This is a genomic window from Streptacidiphilus sp. BW17 (assembly GCF_041262485.1).
GTDB lineage: Bacteria > Actinomycetota > Actinomycetes > Streptomycetales > Streptomycetaceae > Streptacidiphilus.
In genome coordinates this window covers 188481-212033 of sequence record NZ_JBGCCR010000007.1, presented here as the reverse complement: position 1 = coordinate 212033, position 23553 = coordinate 188481, and the positions used below count along the sequence as shown (strand labels likewise).

13 protein-coding genes are annotated in these 23553 nt (G+C 70.2%); 7 read left to right on the top strand and 6 right to left on the bottom strand.

Translation table 11 applies throughout. The annotated features are described in order from the left end of the window. Window positions 1-77: 77 nt before the first annotated feature. On the bottom strand, window positions 78-4241 hold the full coding sequence (locus ABH940_RS11580; protein ID WP_370105179.1) for a beta-N-acetylglucosaminidase domain-containing protein: 4164 nt from the start codon (window positions 4239-4241) through the stop codon (window positions 78-80). A 452-nt stretch (window positions 4242-4693) separates the two neighbouring features. On the opposite strand from ABH940_RS11580, the gene malQ reads away from it, so the two are divergent. Beyond that, entirely contained in the window at window positions 4694-6814 is a 2121-nt protein-coding gene (malQ, locus tag ABH940_RS11575) for a 4-alpha-glucanotransferase (RefSeq protein ID WP_370063791.1), read from the top strand. A 254-nt stretch (window positions 6815-7068) separates the two neighbouring features. Next, window positions 7069-8661, top strand: a complete 1593-nt coding sequence (gene dacB, locus ABH940_RS11570; RefSeq protein WP_370105178.1) for a D-alanyl-D-alanine carboxypeptidase/D-alanyl-D-alanine-endopeptidase — start codon at window positions 7069-7071, stop codon at window positions 8659-8661. 116 nt (window positions 8662-8777) lie between these two features. Here dacB and pepN read toward each other — a convergent pair whose 3' ends face one another. Next, a complete protein-coding gene (gene pepN / locus ABH940_RS11565) occupies window positions 8778-11372 on the bottom strand; it encodes an aminopeptidase N (protein ID WP_370063286.1) in 2595 nt (864 codons plus the stop codon). A 177-nt stretch (window positions 11373-11549) separates the two neighbouring features. Between pepN and ABH940_RS11560 the strand changes: the two genes are divergently transcribed. From ABH940_RS11560 to ABH940_RS11540, 5 genes are all read left to right on the top strand, one after another. Continuing rightward, entirely contained in the window at window positions 11550-12290 is a 741-nt protein-coding gene (locus ABH940_RS11560) for a hypothetical protein (protein WP_370063288.1), read from the top strand. 9 nt (window positions 12291-12299) lie between these two features. Continuing rightward, window positions 12300-12935, top strand: a complete 636-nt coding sequence (locus tag ABH940_RS11555) for an alpha/beta family hydrolase (RefSeq protein ID WP_370105177.1) — start codon at window positions 12300-12302, stop codon at window positions 12933-12935. Window positions 12936-13005: 70 nt separating this feature from the next. After that, a complete protein-coding gene (locus tag ABH940_RS11550; RefSeq protein ID WP_370105176.1) occupies window positions 13006-13335 on the top strand; it encodes a hypothetical protein in 330 nt (109 codons plus the stop codon). Then, window positions 13335-14693, top strand: coding sequence for a WXG100 family type VII secretion target (locus tag ABH940_RS11545; protein WP_370105175.1), 1359 nt, complete (start codon window positions 13335-13337; stop codon window positions 14691-14693). The genes ABH940_RS11550 and ABH940_RS11545 overlap by 1 nt, the downstream gene beginning before the upstream one ends. A gap of 53 nt (window positions 14694-14746) precedes the next feature. Continuing rightward, window positions 14747-16072, top strand: a complete 1326-nt coding sequence (locus tag ABH940_RS11540) for a S8 family serine peptidase (protein ID WP_370105174.1) — start codon at window positions 14747-14749, stop codon at window positions 16070-16072. Between the two features lie 181 nt (window positions 16073-16253). On the opposite strand, the gene ABH940_RS11535 is transcribed toward ABH940_RS11540, so the two are convergent. The 4 genes from ABH940_RS11535 to ABH940_RS11520 form a co-directional block, all read right to left on the bottom strand. Then, complete coding sequence (locus ABH940_RS11535) at window positions 16254-17981, bottom strand: PQQ-binding-like beta-propeller repeat protein (RefSeq protein WP_370105173.1); 1728 nt, start codon at window positions 17979-17981, stop codon at window positions 16254-16256. Window positions 17982-18120: 139 nt separating this feature from the next. Next, window positions 18121-19080 carry a hypothetical protein gene (locus tag ABH940_RS11530; protein ID WP_370105172.1) on the bottom strand — a complete coding sequence of 320 codons (960 nt, stop codon included), beginning with the start codon at window positions 19078-19080 and terminating at the stop codon, window positions 18121-18123. A gap of 346 nt (window positions 19081-19426) precedes the next feature. Then, window positions 19427-19765, bottom strand: coding sequence for a hypothetical protein (locus ABH940_RS11525; protein ID WP_370105171.1), 339 nt, complete (start codon window positions 19763-19765; stop codon window positions 19427-19429). Further along, entirely contained in the window at window positions 19762-23493 is a 3732-nt protein-coding gene (locus tag ABH940_RS11520; RefSeq protein ID WP_370105170.1) for an RHS repeat-associated core domain-containing protein, read from the bottom strand. The genes ABH940_RS11525 and ABH940_RS11520 overlap by 4 nt, the downstream gene beginning before the upstream one ends. Window positions 23494-23553: the final 60 nt, after the last annotated feature.

Here is a 23553-nt window from a genome sequence, read left to right as displayed (position 1 = left end):
CGCGCGAGAGGCCGAGCCTGTGCTGCCGCGCCCCTGGATGGTGCGACTTCCCCGCGTGCCTGGTCTGAAAGATCTGCTCAGGGGGTCGCGGAGGCGGACGGATCCGGGGTCGAGGTGTCCGTCGGGTCCGGCGTTGCCGTGTCCGTCGGGGACGGGCTCGGCGTGCTCGACGGGTTCGGGGACGGGCTCGCGGTCGACCCCGGCGGTGGGGTGAGGGACGCCGGCGGGTTGGTGACCGCGTAGACGTTCATGCCCCACAGCGAGTAGCCGAACCTGGTCGCCCGTGCCACGCCCTGCATGCGCACGTACAGCGCGTTCACCGCGCCGAACCGGACGGTCTCGGCGCCACCCTGGCCGTTGTTCACCGTGGCGACGGTGGTCCAGTTCTGACCGTCCATCGAGGTCTGGATCTGGTACTTCGACGCGTACGCGTCCTGCCACTGCAGGCCGACCTCGCCGATCACCGCCGGTTGCGCCAACTGCAGCTGGACCCACTCGTTGTCGTCCGCGGGCGAGGACCACCGCGTGGTCGGATCGCCGTCGTTGACGTTGGTGGCCGGGAAGTCCGCGGTCTCGTCCGCCGAGGAGGACGCCGTCGCGGTGAGGGCCAGGTCCGGGCCGCCGGTCTTCGGGTAGACGTGGACCGTGACGTCCTGCGTCGCGACCCGCCCACCGACGGTGAAGACGACGTGCGCCGTGTACGTCCCCGTCGGCGTGTTCGCCGCCGCCGCGAAGCCCAGCGGGACGTCGGCCGCGCCGCCGCGGGGGAGCGCGACCGGGCCGGTGCCGCTGACGGTCAGGCCCTTCGCGGCAGCGGGCAGCTGGGCCGTCACCGTGCCCGTCGCTCCGCCGACGCCCTGCGCCTGCAGCACCCCGCCCACCGGCACCGAGCCGCCGCCCGACTGCAGGTCGACGCTCTGCTGGGCGAGCTGCAGCGTCGCCGGAGGCGTGTCCGCGTACCAGGGGACGACCTGGTAGACGACCGCCGCGGGGCTGTTCGCGCCGCCGGTCCAGGCGATCCGGATCCGGTCGACCTTCAGCTTCGGGTCGGCGTCCAGCTCGGTGTAGCCGTCGCGGGCGACCGCTCCTATCGCGGTCCAGCCCTTGTCCGCGCTGTGCACCTCGACGGTGCCGGGCGCGTACGTACTCGGATCCGTCAGCACCACGACCCGGTTCAGCGGGCGAGTCTGACCCAGTGTCACCGTGACCGCGTCGCCCGGCTGCGCGGCGGACGCCGCACGGTAGGGGGAGTCGAGGTCGCCGTCGACCAGGTTGGCCAGCGGGTAGCCGGACGCGGCGGCGGGGCCGTCGGCCGTCATCGGCGTGGTGAACGCCGTGGTGACGCTGAAGTCGCGGACCGCGACCGAGCTGTCCTGGGTGCCGGTCGAGCGCAGCCGCAGGTAGCGGGCGACGACGCCGGAGGGCAGCGTCGCGTCGATCTCGGACTGACCGTGGTACGTGCCGATGGTCTGCCAGCCGCTGTCGTCGGTGGCGTACTCCAGCACCGCGTCCTGCATGATGTCGCCCGCGGCGACGTCGCCCGCCGGGCCGCCCATCAGGATGTGGACGCTGCGCACCGGGGTGGCGCTGCCGAGGTCGACGCCGAAGCTGTCCCCGGTCTGCGGCGGGTCGGCGGACCAGTAGTAGGTGTTCGGGTCGCCGTCGACCATCAGGGCCGGGTCGTCGTTCTGCGCGGTGCCCATGCTGCTGGTCGCGGTCAGCTGGCCGGTGTCGAGCCCGGCCCAGCTGTCGGAGGCCTTGAGCGCGCGGTCCAGGAACGGGTCCAGCACGCCGTCGCCGACGGTGACGCCGTTGTCGTCCAGAGCGGATTCCTGCTGGGCGAGGCTCAGCCGGAGCTTCCAGGCGGTCGCGTTGTCGCCCGCGCGCTGGGCGCTCAGCATGTCGACGGCGGTCTGCCCGGCCTGGCCGTAGCCCGCGAGCTGGGCGACCCAGGCGTCGTCCTCGGACTCCAGCTGTCCGCCGTCGACCTGGGCCAGATTGTCAGTGGCCTGTGCCATGGTGGTGAACGCGGCACGGAGCTGGGCGGCGGCCTGGGAGCGGGCGGCCGTCGCAGCAGGATCGTCGGAGTTCGGCCGGGGCGAGGCCGGTTCGAACGCTGACCAGAAGGCGTCCAACAACGGGCGCAGGTAGGCGGATTCCGTCTGCCCGAGAGGGGACGAGGCGCTGTTGCCCGCCAGTGCGGAGAGCGCGGCGACGGCGGCCTGCGAGGCCTGGGCCTTCCGGGAGTCCTGGCCGGATGCACCGCCGTGCCCGGATGCGCCGTCCTGCCCGGATGCGCTGTCCTGCCCCGATAGGCCGCTCTGGCCCGCCAGGTCGGCGACGGCGGCCTGCCAGGACCCCTGCGGCTGGTAGCCGCCGGGGTTCCAGGCGAAGTCGGCCGCGGTGAAGAGGGGGATGCGCGAGGCCACGGGCTGCTGCATGGCGTTGACCAGCAGTCCGGCGGCGTCGCTGGCCACGGACGGGTCGCGGCCCTCGTACGCGCCGAGGTAGAGGCGGTCCTGCGCGGAGTCGTTGACGGGGTAGTTGTCCTCGGTGACCAGCGGGTGGCCGAACGCCTGCTGGGCCCCCGTCAGGTCGCTCGCGGTGATGGTGGCGGGCTGCACGCCGACGCCGGTCCAGACGACGAGGACGCTGGGGTCCAACTCCTTGGCCAGCGCGGTGCGGTAGGGGGTGCTGCCGTCCTGGTAGTACTCGCTGGGCAGCAGGGTCAGCGCGTTGGCGTCCGGGTGCTGGGTGATGAACCGCCGCAGCACCACGTCGACCAGGTCCGCCTGCGCGCGGGCCGCCGCCTCCGGGCCGTGGCCGTAGGCGTCGGCGTCGGCCTGGCAGTGCCAGTGGGAGTAGGTGGCCTGGGAGAAGTCGAGCTGGAAGGAGCGCACGCCCAGCGACCACAGCTGCTGCAGCTTGGCGACCAGGGCGTTCTGGTCCTGGTTGGAGGTGTAGCAGAGCGAGCCGCCGAGCGAGAGCGAGTAGGCGACGGTGATGTGGTCCGCCGCGGCGGCCTGGGTGATCGTCCGCAGCCCGGCCTGCTGGGAGGCGGGGTAGGGGTTGCGCCACAGCGTCGAGCGGTAAGGGTCGTCGCCCGGCGCGTACAGGAAGTAGTTCTGCTTGGTCCGCCCCATGAAGTCGAGCATGTCGACGGTCTGCTGGGTGGTCCACGGCGTGCCGTAGAAGCCCTCGCTGACGCCGCGTCGGACGGAGGAGGGCCAGTCCTGGACGACCAGGCCGGGCAGCGCGCCGCCCTGGCCGAGGATCTGCCGGAACGACTGCACCGCGTTGAAGGTGCCGTCCGCGTCGACTCCGGCCAGCACGGCGATGCCGGCCGGCGCGGTCTTGCCGGGCGTGCCCACGGTGGCGCTGCCGGTGGCGAGCACGTAGCCGCCGGCGGGCAGGCCGCTGGGCGAGGGGACGGCCGAGGTGGGGGTCGAGAGCGTGCGCAGCGCGCGGTCGGTGCCGCCGCTCGCGCCCTCGGCGCCGCCGCCGAGGTAGATCGTCAGCACGCCCGGCTGCGGGTCGGTGTCGGGGGAGACGGTGTCCACCTTGCGCACGCCCGCGAGTTGGAGCGCCGCCTTCAGCACGGCGAGAGCGCCCGGGTCGGCGTGCGGCGCGGCGGCGAGCGCGACCCGGGCCGGCTTGGCGACGGCCGTGCCCTGGGTGTGCTCGCGCTGCGGGCGCGGGTAGATGGCAGGCCCGGAGACGTCCGCGCCGCCGCTCGGCGCGCCCGAGGTGGCGTGCGAGAGTCCGGCCGTGTTGGCCGTATTGCCCGTGTTGCTCGCGTTGGCCGTGTTGCCGGCGTTGCCGCTCCGCGCGCCGCCGGTGGTGGCTCCCACGCCGACGGTCCTGGCAACGGCGTTGGGCGTGAGGGCGGCGGCCGGTCCGGCCGAGCCGACCAGCCCGCCGCCGACCACGGCGGCGACGGTGAACGCGGCACTGGCCCGTAGCGCCGCACTGCGGTTGCGCATCTGCGCGCCCACCTGCGCGCTCATCCGGCTGCTCAGCGCCAGCAATGGTGCGGTGCCCTTGAACTGGGAGATCAGCCGGTCCGCCGTCTCCGGCGCGAGACGGCGCGCGGTGCGGGCGGCGGTCCGGCGGGCGCTCAGCGCGGGCGCGGAGCCGAACAGGTTCTGGAGGCCGGTGTGTTCGGCGATGGTCCGCCGCAGACTGCTGCCGAGGGCCGCGACGATCCCGTCGTTGGCCGGAGCGGGCCGGTGGTCCTCCACGGGGACTCCTGATGCCTGGTCGGAAGCGTGCAGCGGTCGCGCCCGTTGGAGCCGGGCCGATCCAGCCGACAGCCTCCGAGCGTCGCAGGCGTCGCTCGCGCCCGTACGCGGGCCAGGAGATTGGCGAAGAGTCGCACGCGCCCCTGGAACCGCCTGGCTGAACTCCGCCGAACGGGTTCAACCCCACCATCTCCGGCCACGACATGTCAACGTACGGGCGTGTTGGCAACCGCCCGGTGCCGCGCGCGTCACCACCCGTTTGCCGGTGTCGAAGAGCCACCCGCCTGGGTAGGTGACAAGGTGCCCCGCCGGGCCGGAAGCGCGGTCCGTGTCGCGACGCCGCGCCGCCCGCGTCCTGCGACACCCTGCACACAGGGTCCGACACCGCGCAACGAGGAGACCACGTGGCCGCCGCCCAACCTCCGAACTCCCCTGGCGCAGGCGCGCTTCACATGCTCGCCCACGCCTACGGGGTGGACACCGAGTTCGAGGGCCGGCCCGTGCCCGAGACGACCCTGGTGGCGGTGCTGGCCGCGATGGGCGTCGACGCCGGGGACACCGCGCGGGCCGACGAGGCGCTCCAGGGCCTGTACGCCCGGCGCGCGCAGCGGCTGCTTCCGCGCGCGGTCGTGGTCCGCGCCGGACGCACCGAGGAGGTGGCGCTGCCCGGCGCGGCCGAGGCCTGGGTCGAGCTGGAGGACGGCGGCAGCGTCACCCTGCCGACGCCCTTCCCCCGCGGCGCCCACCGCGGGGAAGCGGGGGAGACCCGGCCGATCCCGGCGGACCTGCCCGTCGGCCGCCACACCCTCTGCGCCCGCCTCGGCGACCGGCTCTCCGCCGCCGCGCCGCTGCTGGTCGCCCCGGACCGGCTGGCCGGGCCGGAGCAGCGCAGTTGGGGCTTCCTGGTCCAGCTCTACTCACTGCTCAGCGAGCGCTCCTGGGGCATGGGCGACCTCGGCGACCTGGCAGACCTCGCGCTCTGGTCCGGCCACACCCTCGGCGCGGGCTTCGTCCAGGTCAACCCGCTGCACGCGGGCATGCCGCCGGGACCTGACGGTCACTCGGACCCCTCGCCCTACCGCCCCTCCTCGCGCCGCTTCGCCGACCCGGCGCACCTGCGCGTCGAGGCCGTCCCCGAGTACGCGTACCTGACGGCCGAACAGCGCGAACGGGTACGGGACGCCGCGCTGCGCGGCGCGCGGCTGCGCGAGGAGGTGCTGGTCGAGGAGGCGCTGATCGACCGCGACGCGGTCTGGGCCGCCAAGAGCGAGGCGCTGCGGGTGCTCCACGCCGTCCCGCGCAGCGTCGGCCGCGAGGCCGCCTACCAGGCGTTCCTGCGCCGCGAGGGCGACGGCCTGCTCCAGTACGCGACCTGGTGCGCGCTCGCGGAGGTGCACGGGCCGAACTGGCGACGCTGGCCCGGCGGGCTGCGCGATCCCGGCAGCGCGGCGGTGCTGCGCGCCCGCGCCGAGTTGGCCGGACGCGTCGACTTCCACTGCTGGCTGGCCTGGTTGGTCGACGAACAGCTCGGCGCCGCCCAGGACGCGGCGCGCGCGGCCGGAATGCCGCTGGGCCTGGTCCACGACCTCGCCGTCGGCGTCCACCCGGACGGCGCGGACGCGTGGGCGTTGCAGCACTGCCTGGCCGACGGCATCAGCGCGGGCGCGCCGCCGGACGCGTTCAACGCGCACGGCCAGAACTGGGGCCTGCCGCCGTGGCGCCCGGACGCCCTCGCCGACGCGGGCTTCGCGCCCTTCGCCGACCTGCTGCGCGCCAACCTCCGCCACGCGGGCGGGCTCCGGGTCGACCACGTCATGGGCCTGTTCCGGCTCTGGTGGGTGCCGGCGGGCCGCCCGCCGACGGAGGGCACCTATGTCCGCTACGACCCCGAGGCGATGCTCGGCGTCCTGGCGCTGGAGGCGCAGCGCGCGGGCGCGATCGTGATCGGCGAGGACCTCGGCACCGTCGAGCCGGGCGTCCGCGAGGAGTTGGAGGGCCGGGGCGTGCTGGGCACGTCGGTGCTCTGGTTCGAACGCGACTGGTCCGAGAAGGGCGGCGGCTCGCCGCTCCCGCCCGACCGCTGGCGCGAGCAGTGCCTGGCCACGCTGACCACCCACGACCTGCCCAGCACCGCCGCCCGGCTCAGCGGCGAGCACGTCGAACTGCGGCATCGCCTCGGCCTGTTGAACAAGCCGCTGGCCGAGGAGCAGGCGGAGGACGACGAAGAGCGCGAGGAGTGGCTCGGCGAGCTGGCCCGCGAGGGCCTGATGACCGTCCCGCCCTACGGCGAGGGCCCGGCCGCCGACCTGCTGGAGCCCCCGGACGGCCGCCACCTCCCCGACGCCGTCGGCGCCCTCCACCGCTACCTGCTGCGCACCCCCGCCAAGCTGGTCGGCGTCTGGCTCCCGGACACGGTCGGCGACCCCCGCCCGCAGAACCTGCCGGGCACCTCGACGGAGTACCCCAACTGGCGCCTTCCCATCGCGGACGCCGACGGCAAGCCGACCACCCTGGAAAGCCTCGCCTCGGCGGAGCGGACGGCGGAGCTGGGCGCGGTGCTGCGGGAGGGGTGAGCCCCGGTGGCAGCCCGGCGGCCACGCGCAACTGACGCATCATCACCTCCCCTGCTGCCACGGGCGAGTGAAAGGCCGGGAACGGAGGTAGGGAGCCGTCCCGGCCGAGGTACCACTGAGGTGCTCACAGCAGCTCCGCACGCAGCTCCGCACGCAGCTCCGCTCGGAGCTCTGCTCGGAGCACCGCTCGGAGCACCGCACGCACCTCCGCACGCAGGGCCATGCCGTCGGCACGGGCCGGAACAGGTGAATGGATGAGTCTGACCGCCAGACCCTGGCGTCGCTGGGCCACGGCCCTGACCGCGGCGCTGGTCACCGCGTTGACGACAGCGGCAGGGGGCCCCGCCGCCGCGCACCGGGACGCCGCCCTCAGTCCCGACATCGAAGCGATCATGCACAAGCCCGCCTACGCGCACGCGCAGTGGGGCCTGCTGGAGATCGACGACCAGACCGGTCGGGTCATCCACTCCCAGTACCCCGACCAGATGTTCGTCCCCGGATCGACCGCCAAGCTGGTGGCCGTCTCCGGGGCGCTGCACGTGCTGGGTGCCGACTACCGGTTCAGCACGCCCGTGCGGCAACTCGGCACGCGGCACGGGTCCACTCTGGACGGGGCGCTGTCCCTGGTGGCCAAGGGTGACCTGACCATGGGCGGCCGGACGCGCCCGGACGGGACGGTGGACTACCGCCCGGTCGACCACACCTACGCCAACGACGTCCCCGGCGCGCAGCTCACCCCGGAGGACCCGCTCGCGGGCATCGACCAGATCGCCCAGCAGGTCCGCCACTCGGGCATCACCCACGTGCAGGGCAACGTCGTCGTCGACAACCGGCTCTTCACCACGTTCCCGGCCTTCGACCCGGCGCCGGATCCGCTGATCATCAACGACAACGTCATCGACCTGCTCTCGACCGCGACCACGCCGGGCCACGCGGCCAAGCTGCTCTGGCGTCCTCAGGTCGCGCCGTACCAGGTCACCTCCAGCGTGCGGACCGTGGCTGCGGGCGGCACGACGAACATCGCTGTGACCGCGTCACCCGACGGCACCCGGATCCACCTCTCCGGCACCATCGCCGCGGGCTCGCAGCCGCAGCTGCGCATCTCCAACATCCAGAACCCGGCGGCCTTCGGGCGCACCGCCCTGATCGAGGCGCTCCGGCGCGCGGGGGTCACCGTCAGCGCCGCCCCGACCGGACCCAACCCGGTCCGGCTGCTGCCCGGCTCCTACAGCGGGCCGACCGTCGCCGCCTACGTGTCGCCGGTCTTCTCCCAGTACGTGAAGCTGATCTTCAAGGTCAGCCACAATCTCGGGGCCAACCTGGCGGTCTGTCTCCAGGCGGTCTCCGCGCACAGCCACCAGTGCGGTGACGGCTTCCCGGTGCTCCACCGGTTCCTGGTGCAGGCCGGGATCGATCCGATGCAGTTCCAGCTGCTGGACGGGCGCGGCGGCAACCCCACCGACCGGGTCACGCCCAAGGGCATCAACGAGATCCTGCACTACTGGCTGCACACCCCGGACGCGAAGGTCTTCCGCGACGCGCTGCCGCTGCTGGGTGTGAACGGCGGGCTCGCCGACGTCTGCCTGGGCAGCCCCACCTGTCCCGGCAAGGGCAAGGTCTGGGGCAAGACCGGCGTGACGGCCACCGAGGACGCCCTCAACACGCAGATCGCGGAGGGCGGTCTGGCCATCGGCGGCTACATGGAGGTCTGCGCCGGCCACTACTACACCTACTACCTGGTCATGAACGGCGGCGCTACGCCGGACATCAACGGTGTCATCGACGGCATCAACGACCTTGGCCGGATCGCCGGTCTGCTCCAGGAGCAGGCGGCAGGCGGTCACTGACCACCCGTCGGAAACACGACGGAGGGTGGTGCCCGGCGCGTGAAGCGCCCGGCACCACCCTCCGTCGTTCTCTGTCGTGCTCCGTCGGTCAGCGGTCAGCCACTACCGAACCGGGTTCACGCCCCCGCGGCGTGGTCCGCCGCCTGGGCGCGCAGCGCGCGCTCGACGCCGGAGCGGGACTCGACGACCATGCGGCGCAGCGCCGGGGCCGGGTCGTTGGCCGCGAGCCACGCGTCCGTGGCCTCCAGGGTGTCCGTGGAGACCTGGATCGTCGGGTAGAGGCCGACGACGATCTGCTGGCCCATCTCGTGCGAGCGCTGCTCGAAGATGCCCTTGATCGCGGCGAAGTACTTCTCCGTGTAGGACGCCAGCAGGTCCGCCTGCTCGGTCTGCATGAAGCCGCGGATCACGGCCTCCTGCACGGTGTTGGAGAGCGTCTCCGCCTCCACCACGGAGGCCCAGGCGGCGGCCTTGGCCTCCGCCGTCGGGCGCGCCGCACGGCAGGTGGCGGCGTGCGCCTCACCCGCGGCCGTGGCGTCGCGCTCCAGCTCGTCCATCACCGCGGCCTCGTCGGCGACACCGGCGGCCGAGAGCCGCCCGAGCAGTGCCCAGCGCAGCTCCGTGTCGACGGCCAGGCCTTCGATCTCGACCGAGCCGTCCAGCAGGCCGGACAGCAGCGCGAGGTGCTCGACGCTCGACGCCGAAGCGGCGAACGCCCGCGCCCACGCCAGCTGGTGGTCGCTGCCCGGCTCCGCGCCGCGCAGCAGCTGCTCGGCGGCCTCGGCCAGCTTGGCCCGGCCGGTGGCCTTCCACTCCGGCGCGGCGTAGAGCTCGACGGCCAGCTTGACCTGACGCTGCAGCGACTGGACGACGCCGATGTCCGTCTCGCGGCTGACGCCGTGCAGGACCAGCTCCAGGTAGTCGCGGGTGGCCATCTCGCCGTCACGGGTCATGTCCCAGGCGGCGGCCCAGCACAGGGCGCGCGGCAGCGAGTCGGCGAAGTCCGCGATGTGCTGCGTGACGTTGGCCAGCGAGACCTCGTCCAGGCGGATCTTGGAGTAGGTGAGGTCGTCGTCGTTCAGCAGGATCACCGCCGGACGGTCGCGGCCGACCAGCTGCGGAACCTCCGTCAGCTCGGCCGCCTCGATGTCCAGTTCGATCCGCTCGACGCGCTTGAGCGCCGCGCCGTCCAGCTCGTAGAGGCCGATCGCGATCCGGTGCGGACGCAGCACCGCCTCGCCCCGGGCACCCGCCGGAAGCGCCGGGGCCTCCTGGCGGACGGCGAAGGAGGTGATCACACCGTCGGCGCCGACCTCCAGCTCGGGACGGAGGATGTTGATACCGGCTGTCTCCAGCCACGCCTTCGACCAGGCCTTCAGGTCGCGTCCGGAGGTCGCCTCCAGCGCGGTCAGCAGGTCGGAAAGGCGGGTGTTGCCCCACGCGTGCCGCTTGAAGTACGCCTGCACGCCCGCGAAGAACGCGTCCTGGCCGACGTAGGCGACCAGCTGCTTCAGCACCGACGCGCCCTTGGCGTAGGTGATGCCGTCGAAGTTGACCTGGACGTCCTCCAGGTCGTTGATCTCCGCCATGATCGGGTGGGTGGACGGCAGCTGGTCCTGGCGGTAGGCCCAGGTCTTCATCTCGTTGGCGAACGTCGTCCAGATGTTCGGCCAGCGGGTGCCCTCGGCCTCGGCCTGGCAGACGGTCTCCGCGAAGGTCGCGAACGACTCGTTCAGCCAGAGGTCGTTCCACCACTCCATGGTGACCAGGTCGCCGAACCACATGTGCGCCAGCTCGTGCAGGATCGTGGTCGCCCGGCCCTCGTAGGCGGAGTCCGTCACCTTGGAGCGGAAGACGTACTGGTCGCGGATGGTCACTGCGCCCGCGTTCTCCATCGCGCCCGCGTTGAACTCCGGCACGAACAGCTGGTCGTACTTGGAGAACGGGTAGGCGAAGTCGAACTTGTCCTGGAAGTAGTCGAAGCCCTGGCGGGTCACGTCGAAGATGTGGTCCGCGTCCAGGAACTGCGACAGCGAGGGACGGCAGTAGATGCCCAGCGGCACCCGCTGCTCGCCGTCCGGGCTCACGTACTCGCTGAAGACGCCGTAGTACGGACCGGCGATCAGCGCGGTGATGTACGTGGACATCCGCGGCGTGGCCGGGAACCGGTGCACCTCGGTGTTCTCCACCTCGCCCTTCTCCGGCTCGGGGGAGACCTCGTTGCTGATGACCTTCCAGCCGGTCGGGGCCGTGACGGTGAACTGGAAGGTGGACTTGAGGTCCGGCTGCTCGAACGAGGCGAACACGCGGCGCGCGTCCGGGACCTCGAACTGCGTGTAGAGGTAGGTCTGCTGGTCGACCGGGTCGACGAAGCGGTGCAGGCCCTCGCCGGTGCTGCTGTAGGCGCAGTCCGCTACGACGCGCAGCTCGTTCTCGGCCGCGAGCGACGGCAGCGTGATCCGGCTGTCCGCGAACACCTCGGCCGGGTCGAGCGCCACCCCGTTCAGGGTGACCTCGTGCACGGCGGGCGCGATCAGGTCGATGAAGCTGGATGCACCCGGGGTGGCGGCGGTGAACCGGGCGACGGTGGTGGACCGGAACGTGCCTCCCTCCGCCGCCGCGCTCAGGTCGAGCTCGATCTCATAGGCGTCCACGTGCAGGAGCGCGGCCCGGGTCCGGGCCTCCTCACGGGTCAGGTTGGTGCCAGGCACGCTGCGTGACTCCTTTGTCGACTGTCGTCATTGACGTCATTGACTCTGTCTTCGGTCTTCGCTGGCATCTTTGCACGTCCTGCCGGGGTCACCGGGTGCATTACGCGGAGCGCGATGGTGGTGCCCGGTACCCACCGGTACGGTGTGTGGCCGTATGTCGGTGTGAAGGGGGACGATATGGACGCGGGGGACACGTCGATGGGCGTTCCGTCGGATTCGTCGGATCTGTTGCAGTCGTTGACGGCATTCACCGTCCTGGTCGACTACGGCCGCGGTCACACCACTTTTCTGGTGTACCCGGCCGGGCAGCAGCAGCCGATCGTGCGCATGCACAAGGACTATCCGTACGACGTGCACGTCCGGCCGTACTACGTCTACCCGGCGTTCGGTCCGCAGCAGTTGCTCGGCTACGTCAAACTCGGGCAGGCCTGGGACGCCGGGCAGGTCCTGGTGGGCGGGACGAGGCCGAACGGCCGACGCCTCGACTTCGACGCGGCACCGATCGTGCAGCAGGGTCTCCCTGAAACGCTCACCGCGGTGCGCCAGGAACTGAATGGCGGCCGCCGTGCGGCGCGTACTGCATTCCGGCTGCTGGACGAGTTCGCCCCAGGGTTCGGCCTGGGCGGCCGTGGCCGAAGCGTAGAGGACGCGATCTTCTCCGCCCACATCCGCTGCACCGGCCCGACATCGCCGGGCTTCGACCTCGTCCGCAACGCCGGCCCGACCGCCGTCTACGAAGTCGTCGTCCATGACCCCCGCCTCTCCCGCCTGGTCGTCCTCGCCTACCTGGAACGCTTCAGCACCTGGTCGGACGGTGACGTCCGGGCGGCGGCGGTGACGGCGACCACCAACCCCTTCCGCAACCTGACGGAGAATCGCCGGATGCGCCGCGAAAAGCAGCAGCGCGAGGGGTCCTAGGCTGGGCGTATGCCGATCGAACTCGTCCCGACTGCGGCGGGCGACGCCCGCATCACCTGGCACCACCGCGACCGCGCCCCGCACGGCGTCCTCCTGCTCGGCCACGGCGCGGGCGGCGGCATCGAGGCCCCGGACCTCCAGGCGATCGCGGCGGGCGTCGACTCTGTCGCGGTCGGGCTGGTCGAACAGCCATGGCGCGTGGCCGGAAAGCGCCTTGCGCCTGCACCGAAGACGCTGGACGTGGGCTGGCTCCCGGTCGTCGCGCATGTGCGGGAGGCGGTCGGGCCGGACGTTCCGGTTTTCGTCGGTGGGCGCAGCGCGGGCGCGCGGGTTGCCTGCCGCACGGGCGCTGGGACGGGTGCGGCGGGCGTTGTGGCCCTGGCCTTCCCGCTCCACCCACCAGGCAAGCCGGACCGTTCGCGGGCCGACGAACTGCTGGCCACAGGCATCCCGACGCTCGTCATCCAGGGCGCCCGCGACCCCTTCGGCAGCCCGGACGAGTTCCCTCCGCTCCCGAAGCAGACGCACCGTCTGATCGCGCTCCCGGCAGGCAATCACGCCTTCGCGGTGCGCAAGTCCGAGGCGGAGGTCATCCCTCCGCTGGTGACGGCGTTGCAGAGCTGGGTTTCTGGCCGTATCCGGTAGCGACCTTGTCGGCGATCATCCCTATCATGTACATGGGCCAGAACGAACACACGGGGAGGCGGTCTCAGAGATGGGATCCGGGAACGGTTACGAGGTAGACCTCAGCTACCTCCAGCAGGCAGTCACGCAACTCAATGGTCTGGTGTCCTCCATGGACGCTCCGACCAGCAAGGCCAAGTACTCGACGAACTTGACGAAGAATCAGATAGGCGGCGACGGCTTCCTGGAGGCCGATGCCCTGTACAAGGCACACGAGACGATGAAGAGTGAGATCACCTCGATGATCTCGGTGCTTCAGTCCATGGTTCAGGAGCTTCAGACCAAGACGGGCAGCGCCCACGCTGCGTACGCCAACCAGGAGACGAGCACCGCGAACGGGTTCAACAGGAGGGCTTCCTGATGGCAGGCGACTCTTACTACTACGAGCAGCAGGCCTACCAGGAGCAGCAGAAGGAGCAGAAGGCAGCAGACGCTCAGTGGAAGAAGGCCCTGCAGGCGAACGCCGGTGGGCAGACCGGGGATGCCGGCTTCACCACTAACTTCGAGGCCGCTAAGGGATTCGAAGCCCTTCAGGCGATGGTTCGGGACGCCGATCCGGGTGCAATCAGCCAGGCGGCGCTCAACTGGGGCTACATCGCAGACAACCTTCACGACACGGCGAAGCAGCTTGGCGGGATCGTCAACGACGTCCTGGAGCACTGGACCGGCCAGACGGCGGACGCCTTCAGGCACAATGCGACCCAACTGCACACAAGCCTGGTGAACGGTGCTGGCTACGCCTCGAACACGAAGGAGGCCATGACCTCCGCAAGCACCGCTCTGGGAATCGCAAAGGACAACTTCCCGCACGCTCCGAGTGAAATGGCCCAGATCGGCAGCTCCTTGGGCGGTTCCAGCAACATTCAGTTCGAGAATGATGCAGCCAAGTACGGCTTGGCGAAGGCCGTACAGATGGACGGCGGCCAGCTGAGTGTCTGGGAGCAGGTACACCAACAGGCGGTCGTCGTCATGGAGGGTCTTGGTACGCAGTACAACCAGTCGACCCTGAAGCTCTCGTCGACCCCTGGGGGCGGAACGCTCGGTGATGTTGGAACGTGGCCCGCTCCTCCGGTGACGCAGGTTCCTGGCCCCCCGAGCGGCACTGTTACCGGCACGCCATCTGGACCAGGCCAGGCCGGAAATGTCCCGCTCAAGCCCATCACCGGCGGCAACGCAACTGGTGGCACCTTCACCCCTGGTGTCAACAATGGTGGTTCGGTGCTGCCCGGTGGTGGCGGCGTCGGCGGAATCCACGGTGGTGCGCCGGGCGGTAACGGCTGGGGTATCGGCGGGAAGCTCGACGGTGTGTCGGGCGGGCTGCACAGCGGTCTCGGAGCCGGTGGTGGCTTCGGCGGAGGCGGCGGTGTTGGCGGCGTCGGTGGGCTGGGTGTCGGCGGTGGAGCTGGTGGCGTCGGCCTCGGTGGCGGAGGCATGGTCGGCATGTCTGGCCTTGGTGCCGGCGGGATGACCGGTGGCACCGGCTCTGGCAGTGCTTCAGGCGAGGCCGCAGGTGTGTCTGAAGAAGGCGCGATGGCCGGTGAGGGTGAAGGCGCTGCCGGTGCCGGAGGCGAGTCCGGCATGGGTGCGGGTGGCCTGGGTGGCTTGGCCAACGCTGCCGGCAAGAAGAAGCAGCGCAAGTCTCGTGCCGAGTACCTCGTCGAGGATGAGGAGACCTGGGGCGTTGACACTCCAGTGAACCCGGGCGTGATTACGTTCTGAGATTCAAGTAGTGTCCTGCTCGTCTGTTGAACGTACGCGAGCGGGGTGGCGGGATGGGCTTCAAGCGAGCACTGCAAGCAATCGGAGGGGCAGCGCTCGCTGGAGCCCTCGTCATTGGCGTGTCGCCAGTGGCACAGGCGGATGCCGCGCGGGCGGCCCAGTGGCCGTTGAAGCAATACGGCGCCACGCAAAACCTGGTCTGGAATCACTCCACCGGCAAGGGGATCACAGTTGCCGTCGTTGACTCCGGTGTCCGTGCGACCCACGTCGATCTGACTGGGCAGGTGCTCCCGGGGAAGGACTTCGTCTTCGGCGGGAATGGCTGGACCGATCACTCTCCGGAGAGCCACGGCACTGCTGTGTCTAGCATTATTGCTGGTCACGGGCACGGCTCGAATGGCGGGGACGGCATCATGGGCTTGGCGCCGGGCGCCAAGATCCTCCCAATCGGTATCGGAACGGGCGCAGATAACTCAGTCCAGCCTCAGACTGTGGGCGAAGCCATCCGGTATGCCGTCGATCATGGCGCTGAGGTCATCAACCTGTCGATCGGTGGTTCGACTGATGACCCGACCGAAGAGCAGGCCGTTGCCTATGCCGAGCAGCACAATGTGGTCCTTGTTGCTGCCGCCGGAAACGACGGCGGCACGTTTCCGGTGTATCCCGCTTCCTACCCTGGTGTGGTCAGGGTTGGTGCTGTAGACGAGAGTGCCACGGTCTGGCCGCAGTCCGATTCTGGCAACATCACTGTGATGGGGGCCGGGGTCAACATCGTTGTTGACACTGCGGCCAGTGATACATCGCTTGGGCAGGCCAATGGCACCAGCTTCGCCACCGCCTATGTCTCGGCCATCGCAGCTCTCTTCCGGTCCGCATACCCGGACCTGACGGCTGGCCAGGTCATCAATCGCATCATCAAGACGGCGATCCTGCCCAAGGGCCTGGTGGCTCCTGACGCTGCCTACGGCTACGGCGTTGCCTCGCCGGACTTCACTACGAACGTACCGGCTGGCCCGGCGGTTGGTCCGCTGCCGCAGGCGTCTGGTGCGCCGTCGGATTCGTCTTCCTCCAGCTCGGCACCCGTGACGACCGGGAGCAGTTCGAGCAGCGGCTCGTCCAGCAACGGGATGGCGATTGGTCTCGGTGCAGTCGGCGGTGTGGTGCTGCTGATCGTGATCGGCGTGGTCATCGCTCGTTCTCGCCGCCGTGGCGGAAGCGGTGGCGGCGAGCCGGCTTACCCGACTGCCCCGCAGTACCCGAATGCTCCGGGACAGCAGCAGCCCTACCAGCCGCCGACGGGCCAGTACGGTGGTCAGCCGCAGCAGCAGATGCCGAACAACCCGTACCAGCAGCAGGGCCAGCCGCCGCATCAGCAGTAGTTGACGACAGCACAGTCGGACAGGCGCTGCCCCCACGCCCCGTGGCTTGCGCCTGCGCAGACAGTGACCAGCTGTTAGTGCGGCAACTCCCCGCTGCCAGGCAGCGATCGACCCCGCGACCAAATCGGTCGCGGGGTCGTTCTGCGTCTGAAGCAGGCAGGCCTAATTGATCAGTTCGCCGCTACTTGTACACCTGGATGCCCGGCACCACAGAGCCGTAGTTGATGAGGTACACCTGAGAGTGTGCAGATCCGCTGCCGGGAACGATCAGCGGCCCACGAGCGGCGAAGATGTCGGTTCCTGACGAGTAGGGCAGGGTCGCGAGCGTGGTCGCTGCGCCCGTCGTCGGGCTCAGCGTGACGAGCGCTCCGTTGCCGCTCCCTCCCATGCTGGGCGGAGAGGAGAGGGCGTAGATCGCGGTGCCGCTCGTACCGGGGGCGAATGCCAGGTCGGCCCCGGCCTTGTTGTCACCGAGGTAGGTCCAGAGGACCTTTCCGCTCGTCACGTCGATGGCTTCGACGCCGGCCGTGTCGCCTGAAGAGCCGGCCGTCGTCTCGGCCACCAAGGTCGTGCTACCCACCATCTGCACGATCGGCGTGCCGCCGCCCTCGATCGAGTTCCCGCCGCTGACGGGGGTCGGGTTGCCGCTGCTGTCGTAGAGGTTGGTGCTGTTGGTGCCGTCGGCGCCTTGGACCTGCGCGATCAACGGGCTGCTCGACAGGACGGCCTCCACCGTCTTCTGGTCGCTGCCGGGCGTCTGCCAGAGCTGCGCGCCGGTCGCCGCGTTCAGAGCCGTCATCATGTAGGGCTGACTGGCGTTGGGGCAGAAGTCGTAGGACAGGATGGTGCTTCCTGCGCCAGCGAGGCTGAAGCTGCAGGACTGGTCGCGGGGCTTGTAAGTCCACACAGGAGTACCGCTGCTGACGTCGACTCCGTCGATCAGGCCGTCGGAGAGGACTGCGGCGACGTTTCCGTTGATGAGGGTGGTCGCATCGGACGGCGTGGCACCAGAGCTGGAAGAGAGGGTCAGCGGGGTGTTCCAGAGCACGTGGCCCGTGCTGGTGTCCACGCCGACCACTGTTGTGCAGGTGTGGTCGTCGGTGCCGAAGGCGATCGTGCCGATCCCGGACGAGGACACCGTGGGCGACATGCTGCACGGCACATTGGCACCCGTGGGCGGCTGTACGGTCCATGCGAGGGTGCCACTGGCGCGGTCGTATGCCTTTACCCCGTCGACTGACCCACGGACGACGTACTTGTCCGTTAGCCAATTGCCGACCAGGGAATCCTGCTGAGGGCCGACGTTGGTGTGCCAGCCAGTGGCCAGCGCGGGAGCGCTGCCGCCACCACCGAGGGGTCCTCCGCCTCCTCCACCGCCGAACACGAAGACCGCGACGATGATCAGGATCAGCGCGAGGCCGCCGCCGATCGCGCCGTAGAGCAGGCCCTTCTTCGGGCCGCCCTGACCTGCGGGCGGCATCGGTGGCATGCCCTGTATCGGCGGGGCCATGGTCGGCTGCTGGCCGGGGACTTGCTGGTAGGGGCCGGGCTGGCCGGGCATGGGCTGGCCCTGTGCGTAGGGGCTGCTCTGCGGGTACGACCCCTGCGGCACGAACTGGCCCTGCTGGTACGGGACCTGCTGGTAGGGGCCAAACTGGCCGAACGGTTGCTGCTGCGGCATGGGCTGGCCCATCGGCGGTGGCATGGGCGGCATGCCCTGCTGGCCGGGCTGACCCTGCGGCAGTACGGGCGGCATGCCCTGTTGCGGCGGCGCGGTGGGGTAGCCGTAACCCGCCCCCGCCGCAGGCGGCTGCTGCGGCGGCACGTTCGGGCTCGGGTATCCGTAGCCCGGTATGCCGGGCCCACCCGGTGCGGGCATGGCGCCGTTGCCCGGCGTCTGTTCGGTCATCCCCCGTGTCCTCCTTGCGTCACGCGCCGACTGGCGTTCAGTCAGCGTGGGGACGGCGATCTTGCGGCCCGTCCCGCGGGCCATCGTAGAGGGCAGGCAGGAGGGGCATTCCATCGGTCCACGGGGCCCCCGAGCCGGGTCAGGCAGCCGCCACAGCAACTGGGCTGACGCCGCGTAGGGCAGCGCGGGCCAGGGCCGCGCCGCGCGCGGCTGCTGGAAGAGCGAAGGCGACGCGTGACGGGGGCGCGGGGAGGCCAGCGCAGGCACGGCAGAGGCCGGGGTTGCAGACCGGCTTGCCGCAGTCCTCGCATTCTGGCGGGACGGCGCTGCGCTCTGGCGTGATCTCAGGCGCGGCTTCCGGCATGGGCGGGAGCTTGCGGGTCAGGCGGTCGCGAAGGAGGGCGACGGGGGAGTGGAGGGGTACGGGCAGGCAGGGCAACAGTGCGATCGTCAGGTCGCCTTCGGTGCTGCCGCGGGCCAACCACTCTGCGACCAGGGGTGCCAGGGATCGCGCCTCGCGTTCCCCGAGCCGTAGGCGCGGCTCGGGGCGTAGCACCCGGAAGAGCGTGGCCACCGCCTCCCGGACTTCCGGCGGGACGTCTTTCGCAGGAGCTGGAGGAGGAGTGGGTTCGGGAGGAGCGGTGACGCCTCCCGTTGGTGACGACGGGTCAGTGTCGTTGCTCGCGGGCCCGGCCTCGGGGCAGGGGAGGGAGGGGATTTGGTTCTTTCCCTGGTTCTTTGATTGGCCGTCAGCGTCGCCGGACGTCCTCCTGCCGGAGCCCGCCTTCTTGGTACCCGGCAGTGGTGGCTGCGGGGTGTCGTAGGCGTGCGACACGCTGATGAGGCTGCAGTCGGGCTTGCGGATGGTCTCGACGCGGTAGTACCCGGCGGCTTTGAGCTCGCGCAGGGCCTTGGCGACGGCGCCGCGTCCCTCGATGCAGGAGTCGGCCATCGTGCGGCCGTCCTCGCGCCAGCCGTCCGGACGGGACAGCAGGTCGCCCAGGACGCCCCGCGCCCGGTACGACAGACGACGGTCCTGCAACAGGTAGTTGGGCAATGTCGTGAAGCCGCGCATATGCGGCGTACGATGAATCTGCATCGGAGGTTGTTCTCCTGGTGCCGGGCCCCGGAGCGTTGGCGCGCTGCCGGGGTCATCTATTCGGTTAGGTGATCTGGACGTTACCACGCTCTGTTGCTATCTCCTACACGAACAGTTACCGAACTCCTGTGTGTAAACCCTCGGCTGACACGAGCCCGCAGAGGGAGGTGCCGCAAGCTAACGGGCCGAGCGACAGTCGAGGGACGTAGGCGTAGCCGGTCTCGCGCACGACTGTCCGGCCTTCCACCTCCAGCTCGTCCAGCCAGTTGTGGCGCGGGCGTCCGGAACACGTCGCGGTCACCGAGGCGGACTGTGATCTCCTCGGGGCCGAGGCCGGGCCGAATTTCTACGAACTGGCCGTGGCCAGGCGATCTCCCTCAGGGGTGTTCGCAAGCCAGCAAGCGCCCCCTTGCGGCAACCACTGAGCGGCCTCAAGCTTGCGCAGCACCTCAGTTGTTCGATCGGCTCCTGTAGTCGCCCAGGGTTCGAAGCCAGTTTCTCCGATATCACCCACGGTCATGATCTCTTGAGAAAGAAGCTCCTCGATGACAGCCCCGACCTCCTTCTTGAAAGCATCGTTGGATGCTGGAAGGGTCTCGCGCACAAGGTCGAGGACCCGATCCACAGGGACCCAGTCGTCCAGGCCTTCGAGGACCAGCTCTTTGATGATTTCTTCCCTGATCATGGCAAGTGAACCTTGAGTGCCTTTCCAGCGGCTGGAAAAATGTCGATCGTTTCTCCTCCGGACCTGGATGCAACACGCCACTGCATCACAGTTCCATCGCTCAGCTTATAGACATCAGGGATCTTGGGGCCACGCGCAGGGAGCTGCTCAGCACCAGCGGTCCAGCGGTCGAACATGGTCCGCATGTCCTCGGTGGACGAGGCTTCTCGCACGTGCGATTGCTTCCCTGCGTCGAGGTTGTCGAACTCCGACTGCCAGTCTGCGGCCTTCGTTGAGTCGTCCTCGTGTGGGGAGAGCCCAAGGGGGTCCGACCAGGTATGCGGATTGCCGACGTACGAGTCGGGATTAGGAGCGGGAGTAAGACCGAGGGGGTCGGGGCTGGTGTAGCGGGCTGTCTCGGGGTCGTAGTACCGGTTGACGTTGTAGTGAAGCCGTGTTTCCGGGTCGAAGTACTGCCCGGGGAAGCGCAATGGGGTGTAGGTGGTGCTGGTGGCGGGCCATGTGGTGGAGCCCCACAAGGTGCTGGTGGCACGCCAGGCGACGGTGGCGGTGGCCGGGTCGAGGAGTTCGGTGGGGGTGCCGACGAGGTCGGTGACGATGGCGAAGAAGCGCCGGTCGACCTGCTCCTGAGTGGCGACGGTCTCGGTTTGGGCGAGGGGCTGCAGGCCGCGGTGGTCCCAACTGAGGGTGTGGGGGCCGGGGAGGTATGAGGCGTAGGTGGTCTGTTCGGCGAGTTGGGGACCGTCCCAGGTGAAGTCGGTGCGTTCCACGACGGTATGGCCGCCGTGTCCGTCGTCGGCGAGGCGGTGTTTGGCGATGCGGCGGCCGAGTGGGTCGTAGAGGTAGTGCCAGAGGGTGTCGTCGGGGGTGGTGACGTGGGTGAGTCGGCCCTCGGCGTTCCAGGTGAAGCGCCACGTGTCGGGCTTGCGGGACAGCCGGGTTATCTGACGCAACGTCATACGTCCGGCGGTGTCGTACTCGTAGCGGACACGTCCGGCGATGGTGAGTTGGGTGCCGGTGTAGGTGCGGGGGCCTTCGGCGGGGCGGGTGGCGTCGGTTGCGGGCCAGTTGGCGTCGGTGAGGTTGCCGGCCGGGTCGTAGGCGTAGGTCTCGGTCCAGTCGCGGGCATGGACAGCGGTGACGCGACCGACCGAGTCGAGATCGAAGCTGCGCGGACCGGTCAGCGAGTCGTCGATCCCGATCAGGTTGCCGTCGGCGCGGTAGTGCCAGTCACGGTGTTGCAGCACCTGTTCGCCACCACTGACGGTGCGGTCGGTGAGACGTCCTGAAGCGTCCCACCGGCTGGTCAGGGTCAGGCCGGTCGAGGCAAGGGCGGCGGCGACCGTGCGGCTGTGCTCGCGGCCTGCGGCATCGTGAGTGAAGCCGAGGGTGCCCGCCGCCGTGGCAACACCGGTGGGGCGACCGGCCGGGTCGTAGGTCCAGTCGGTGGCGTGCCCGGCCGGGGTGGTGCGGCGGGTGCGGCGGCCGAGGGCGTCGCGGGCGTGGGTGAGGCTGCGTCCGTTGACTGACTCGGTGAGGAGGTTGCCGAGAGGGTCGTAGGTCCGGGCTATCTCGGCATCAGCGCCCGTCGCGTGCACCAGGCGACCGGCCGGGTCGTAGGCATACCGGGTGGCCTGCCCGTTGGCTTCCATTTCGATGACGCGGCCGAGGACGTCGTAGCGGTAGGTGGTGCGCACCCCGGCCGCGTCGGTGCGGTTCGATGGGCGTCCGGCGGGGTCGAGTTCATACCGGAGGCGGCGGCCGTGGAAGTCCTGCTCGCCGACCAACCGCCCTGCCTGGTCGTAGTCGTATTCCCAGGTACGGCCCAACGCGTCGGTCACGCTTACCAGTTGCATGTTCGCGTCGTGCGTGAAGGCGACCCGTGCGCCGTCGGGGGTGGTGCGGGCGGCGAGGGTCTCGAAGTGGGTGTATTCGAATGAGGTGGTCTGGCCGAGCTGGTCGGTGTGCGTGAGGCAGTTGCCCTCGCCGTCCCACTCCCAGCTCTCGGTCGTGCCGTCCGGACCGGTGCGGGTGGCCGGATGACCCTCGACGGTCCAGGTCATCCGCGTGGTCGCGCCGAGCGGGTCGGTGATGGCGGCCGGGCGGCCGAAAGCGTCGCGTTCGATGCTCGTCATGGCACCGGTCGGGTCGGCAGTTCGGAGAGGCAGCCCGGCCGGGTCGCAGACGACGCGGGTGGTGTGCCCCAGCGCGTCGGTGACGGAGGCGAGATGGCCGAGTTCGTCGTAGCCGAAGCGGGTGACCGCGCCCAGCGGGTCTGTCACTGAGGTGCGGCGGCCCGCTTCGTCCCAGGTCTGTTGCCATACCGCGCCGGCCGCGTCGGTGACGACTGTCGGCAGGCTCAGCTCGCCGTCGTAGGCGGCGGTCGTCTGCTCGCCGTCGGGTCGGGTGATGGTGATCAGGTCGCCGAACGCGTCGTAGTCGTAGCGAGTATTGGCGCCCAGGGGATCGGTCGCCGTGAGGAGGCGGTTGAACTCGTCGCGCTCGTAGCGGGTGGTGTTGCCGAGCGGGTCGACGATGGCGATGATCTGGGAGCGGGTGTTGACGTGGTACTGCGTGGTGTGGCCGAGCGCGTTCGTCTCGGTGGTCACGCGAAGGCCGGTCTCGGGGTCGGGTTCGCCGTAGTGGAACTGGAAGCGCAGGCTGCCGTCCGCGCCGCCCTCGTCCACGACCCGGCCGCGCTCGTCGTAGACGTACCAGTAGCTGCTGTTGTTGCGGTCGGTCCAGGAGGTGATCCGGCCGGCGGCGTCGTTGGCGAACACCATCGGCAGGTCGGAGGAGTTCCAGACGTGCGTGAGGTGGCCGCGGTCGTAGCCGTAGCGGAGCAGGAGTTGGTCGCCGCCGTCGGGTGCGCCGTCGGCGAGCCACAGTTCGGTGATCCGCCCGTCGGCGACGGTGACGCGCAGGCGGTAGCCGCCGCTGTGGGTGATGCCCAGCGGGGTTCCGTCGCGGTCGTACTCCAGTGTGTAGGAGCGGCCGGAGCGGTCTCGGACGCGGGTCAGGAGAGCGGTGCGCCCGTCGGGTTGGACGGTGAACTCCCGCACAATGCCGCTCTGGCGGTCCGTCAGAGAATAGGAACGCCCTCGCGCGTCGATGTCCAGGTCGAGCCTCCGCCCGGCGCTCGCCTGCACCGGCAGGCCCGGCTCCGGATGCGGGTAGGCCTGGGTGACTCGGTCGGCGCCGAGGTGCACAACGCCTTGCTCGTCGATTTCCAGGCGCTCGTCGAACGTGCAGACCCAGCGTCGACCCATCCACCGGCCCGCGCCGTAACCGGACTCGAAGCAACGCGTGAACTTCAGCGGCAGCGAGCCGGGCAACGTGACATCGGTCTGGTTGATGTACATCCGGCCGGTGGCCATGTCGACGGGTTCGCCGCCGGGGCATACCGCGTCCTCGCTGCGTCCGGCGTCGTGCGGATCGGACGCCTGCTGACGGCCCGCCCCCGGCCCTTCCTCGCCCGGGTGATCGGACGGACCACCGCCCCCGGGGGCATGCGGATCGTCCACGTGGGGTGCGTGCGCGTCCTTCTCAGCGGACTTGGCCAGGCTCTCGGCGGTCTCTGCCTCGTTCTTGGCGGCGTTCTCCGAGGCCTTCTTCGCGCCGCTCTCGGTGTCCTTGAGGATGCTGCGGTACGCCTTGGCGAAGTCCTCCGCCAGACTCTTGCCAGCCTTCTGGGCCGCTTCCGCGATCGCCTTGGCTATTTGACTCACGCCGACCCCGCCCCCGAACGACCGTTCCCGTCATGGGCACGCTACCAAGCGGTCGGGTCA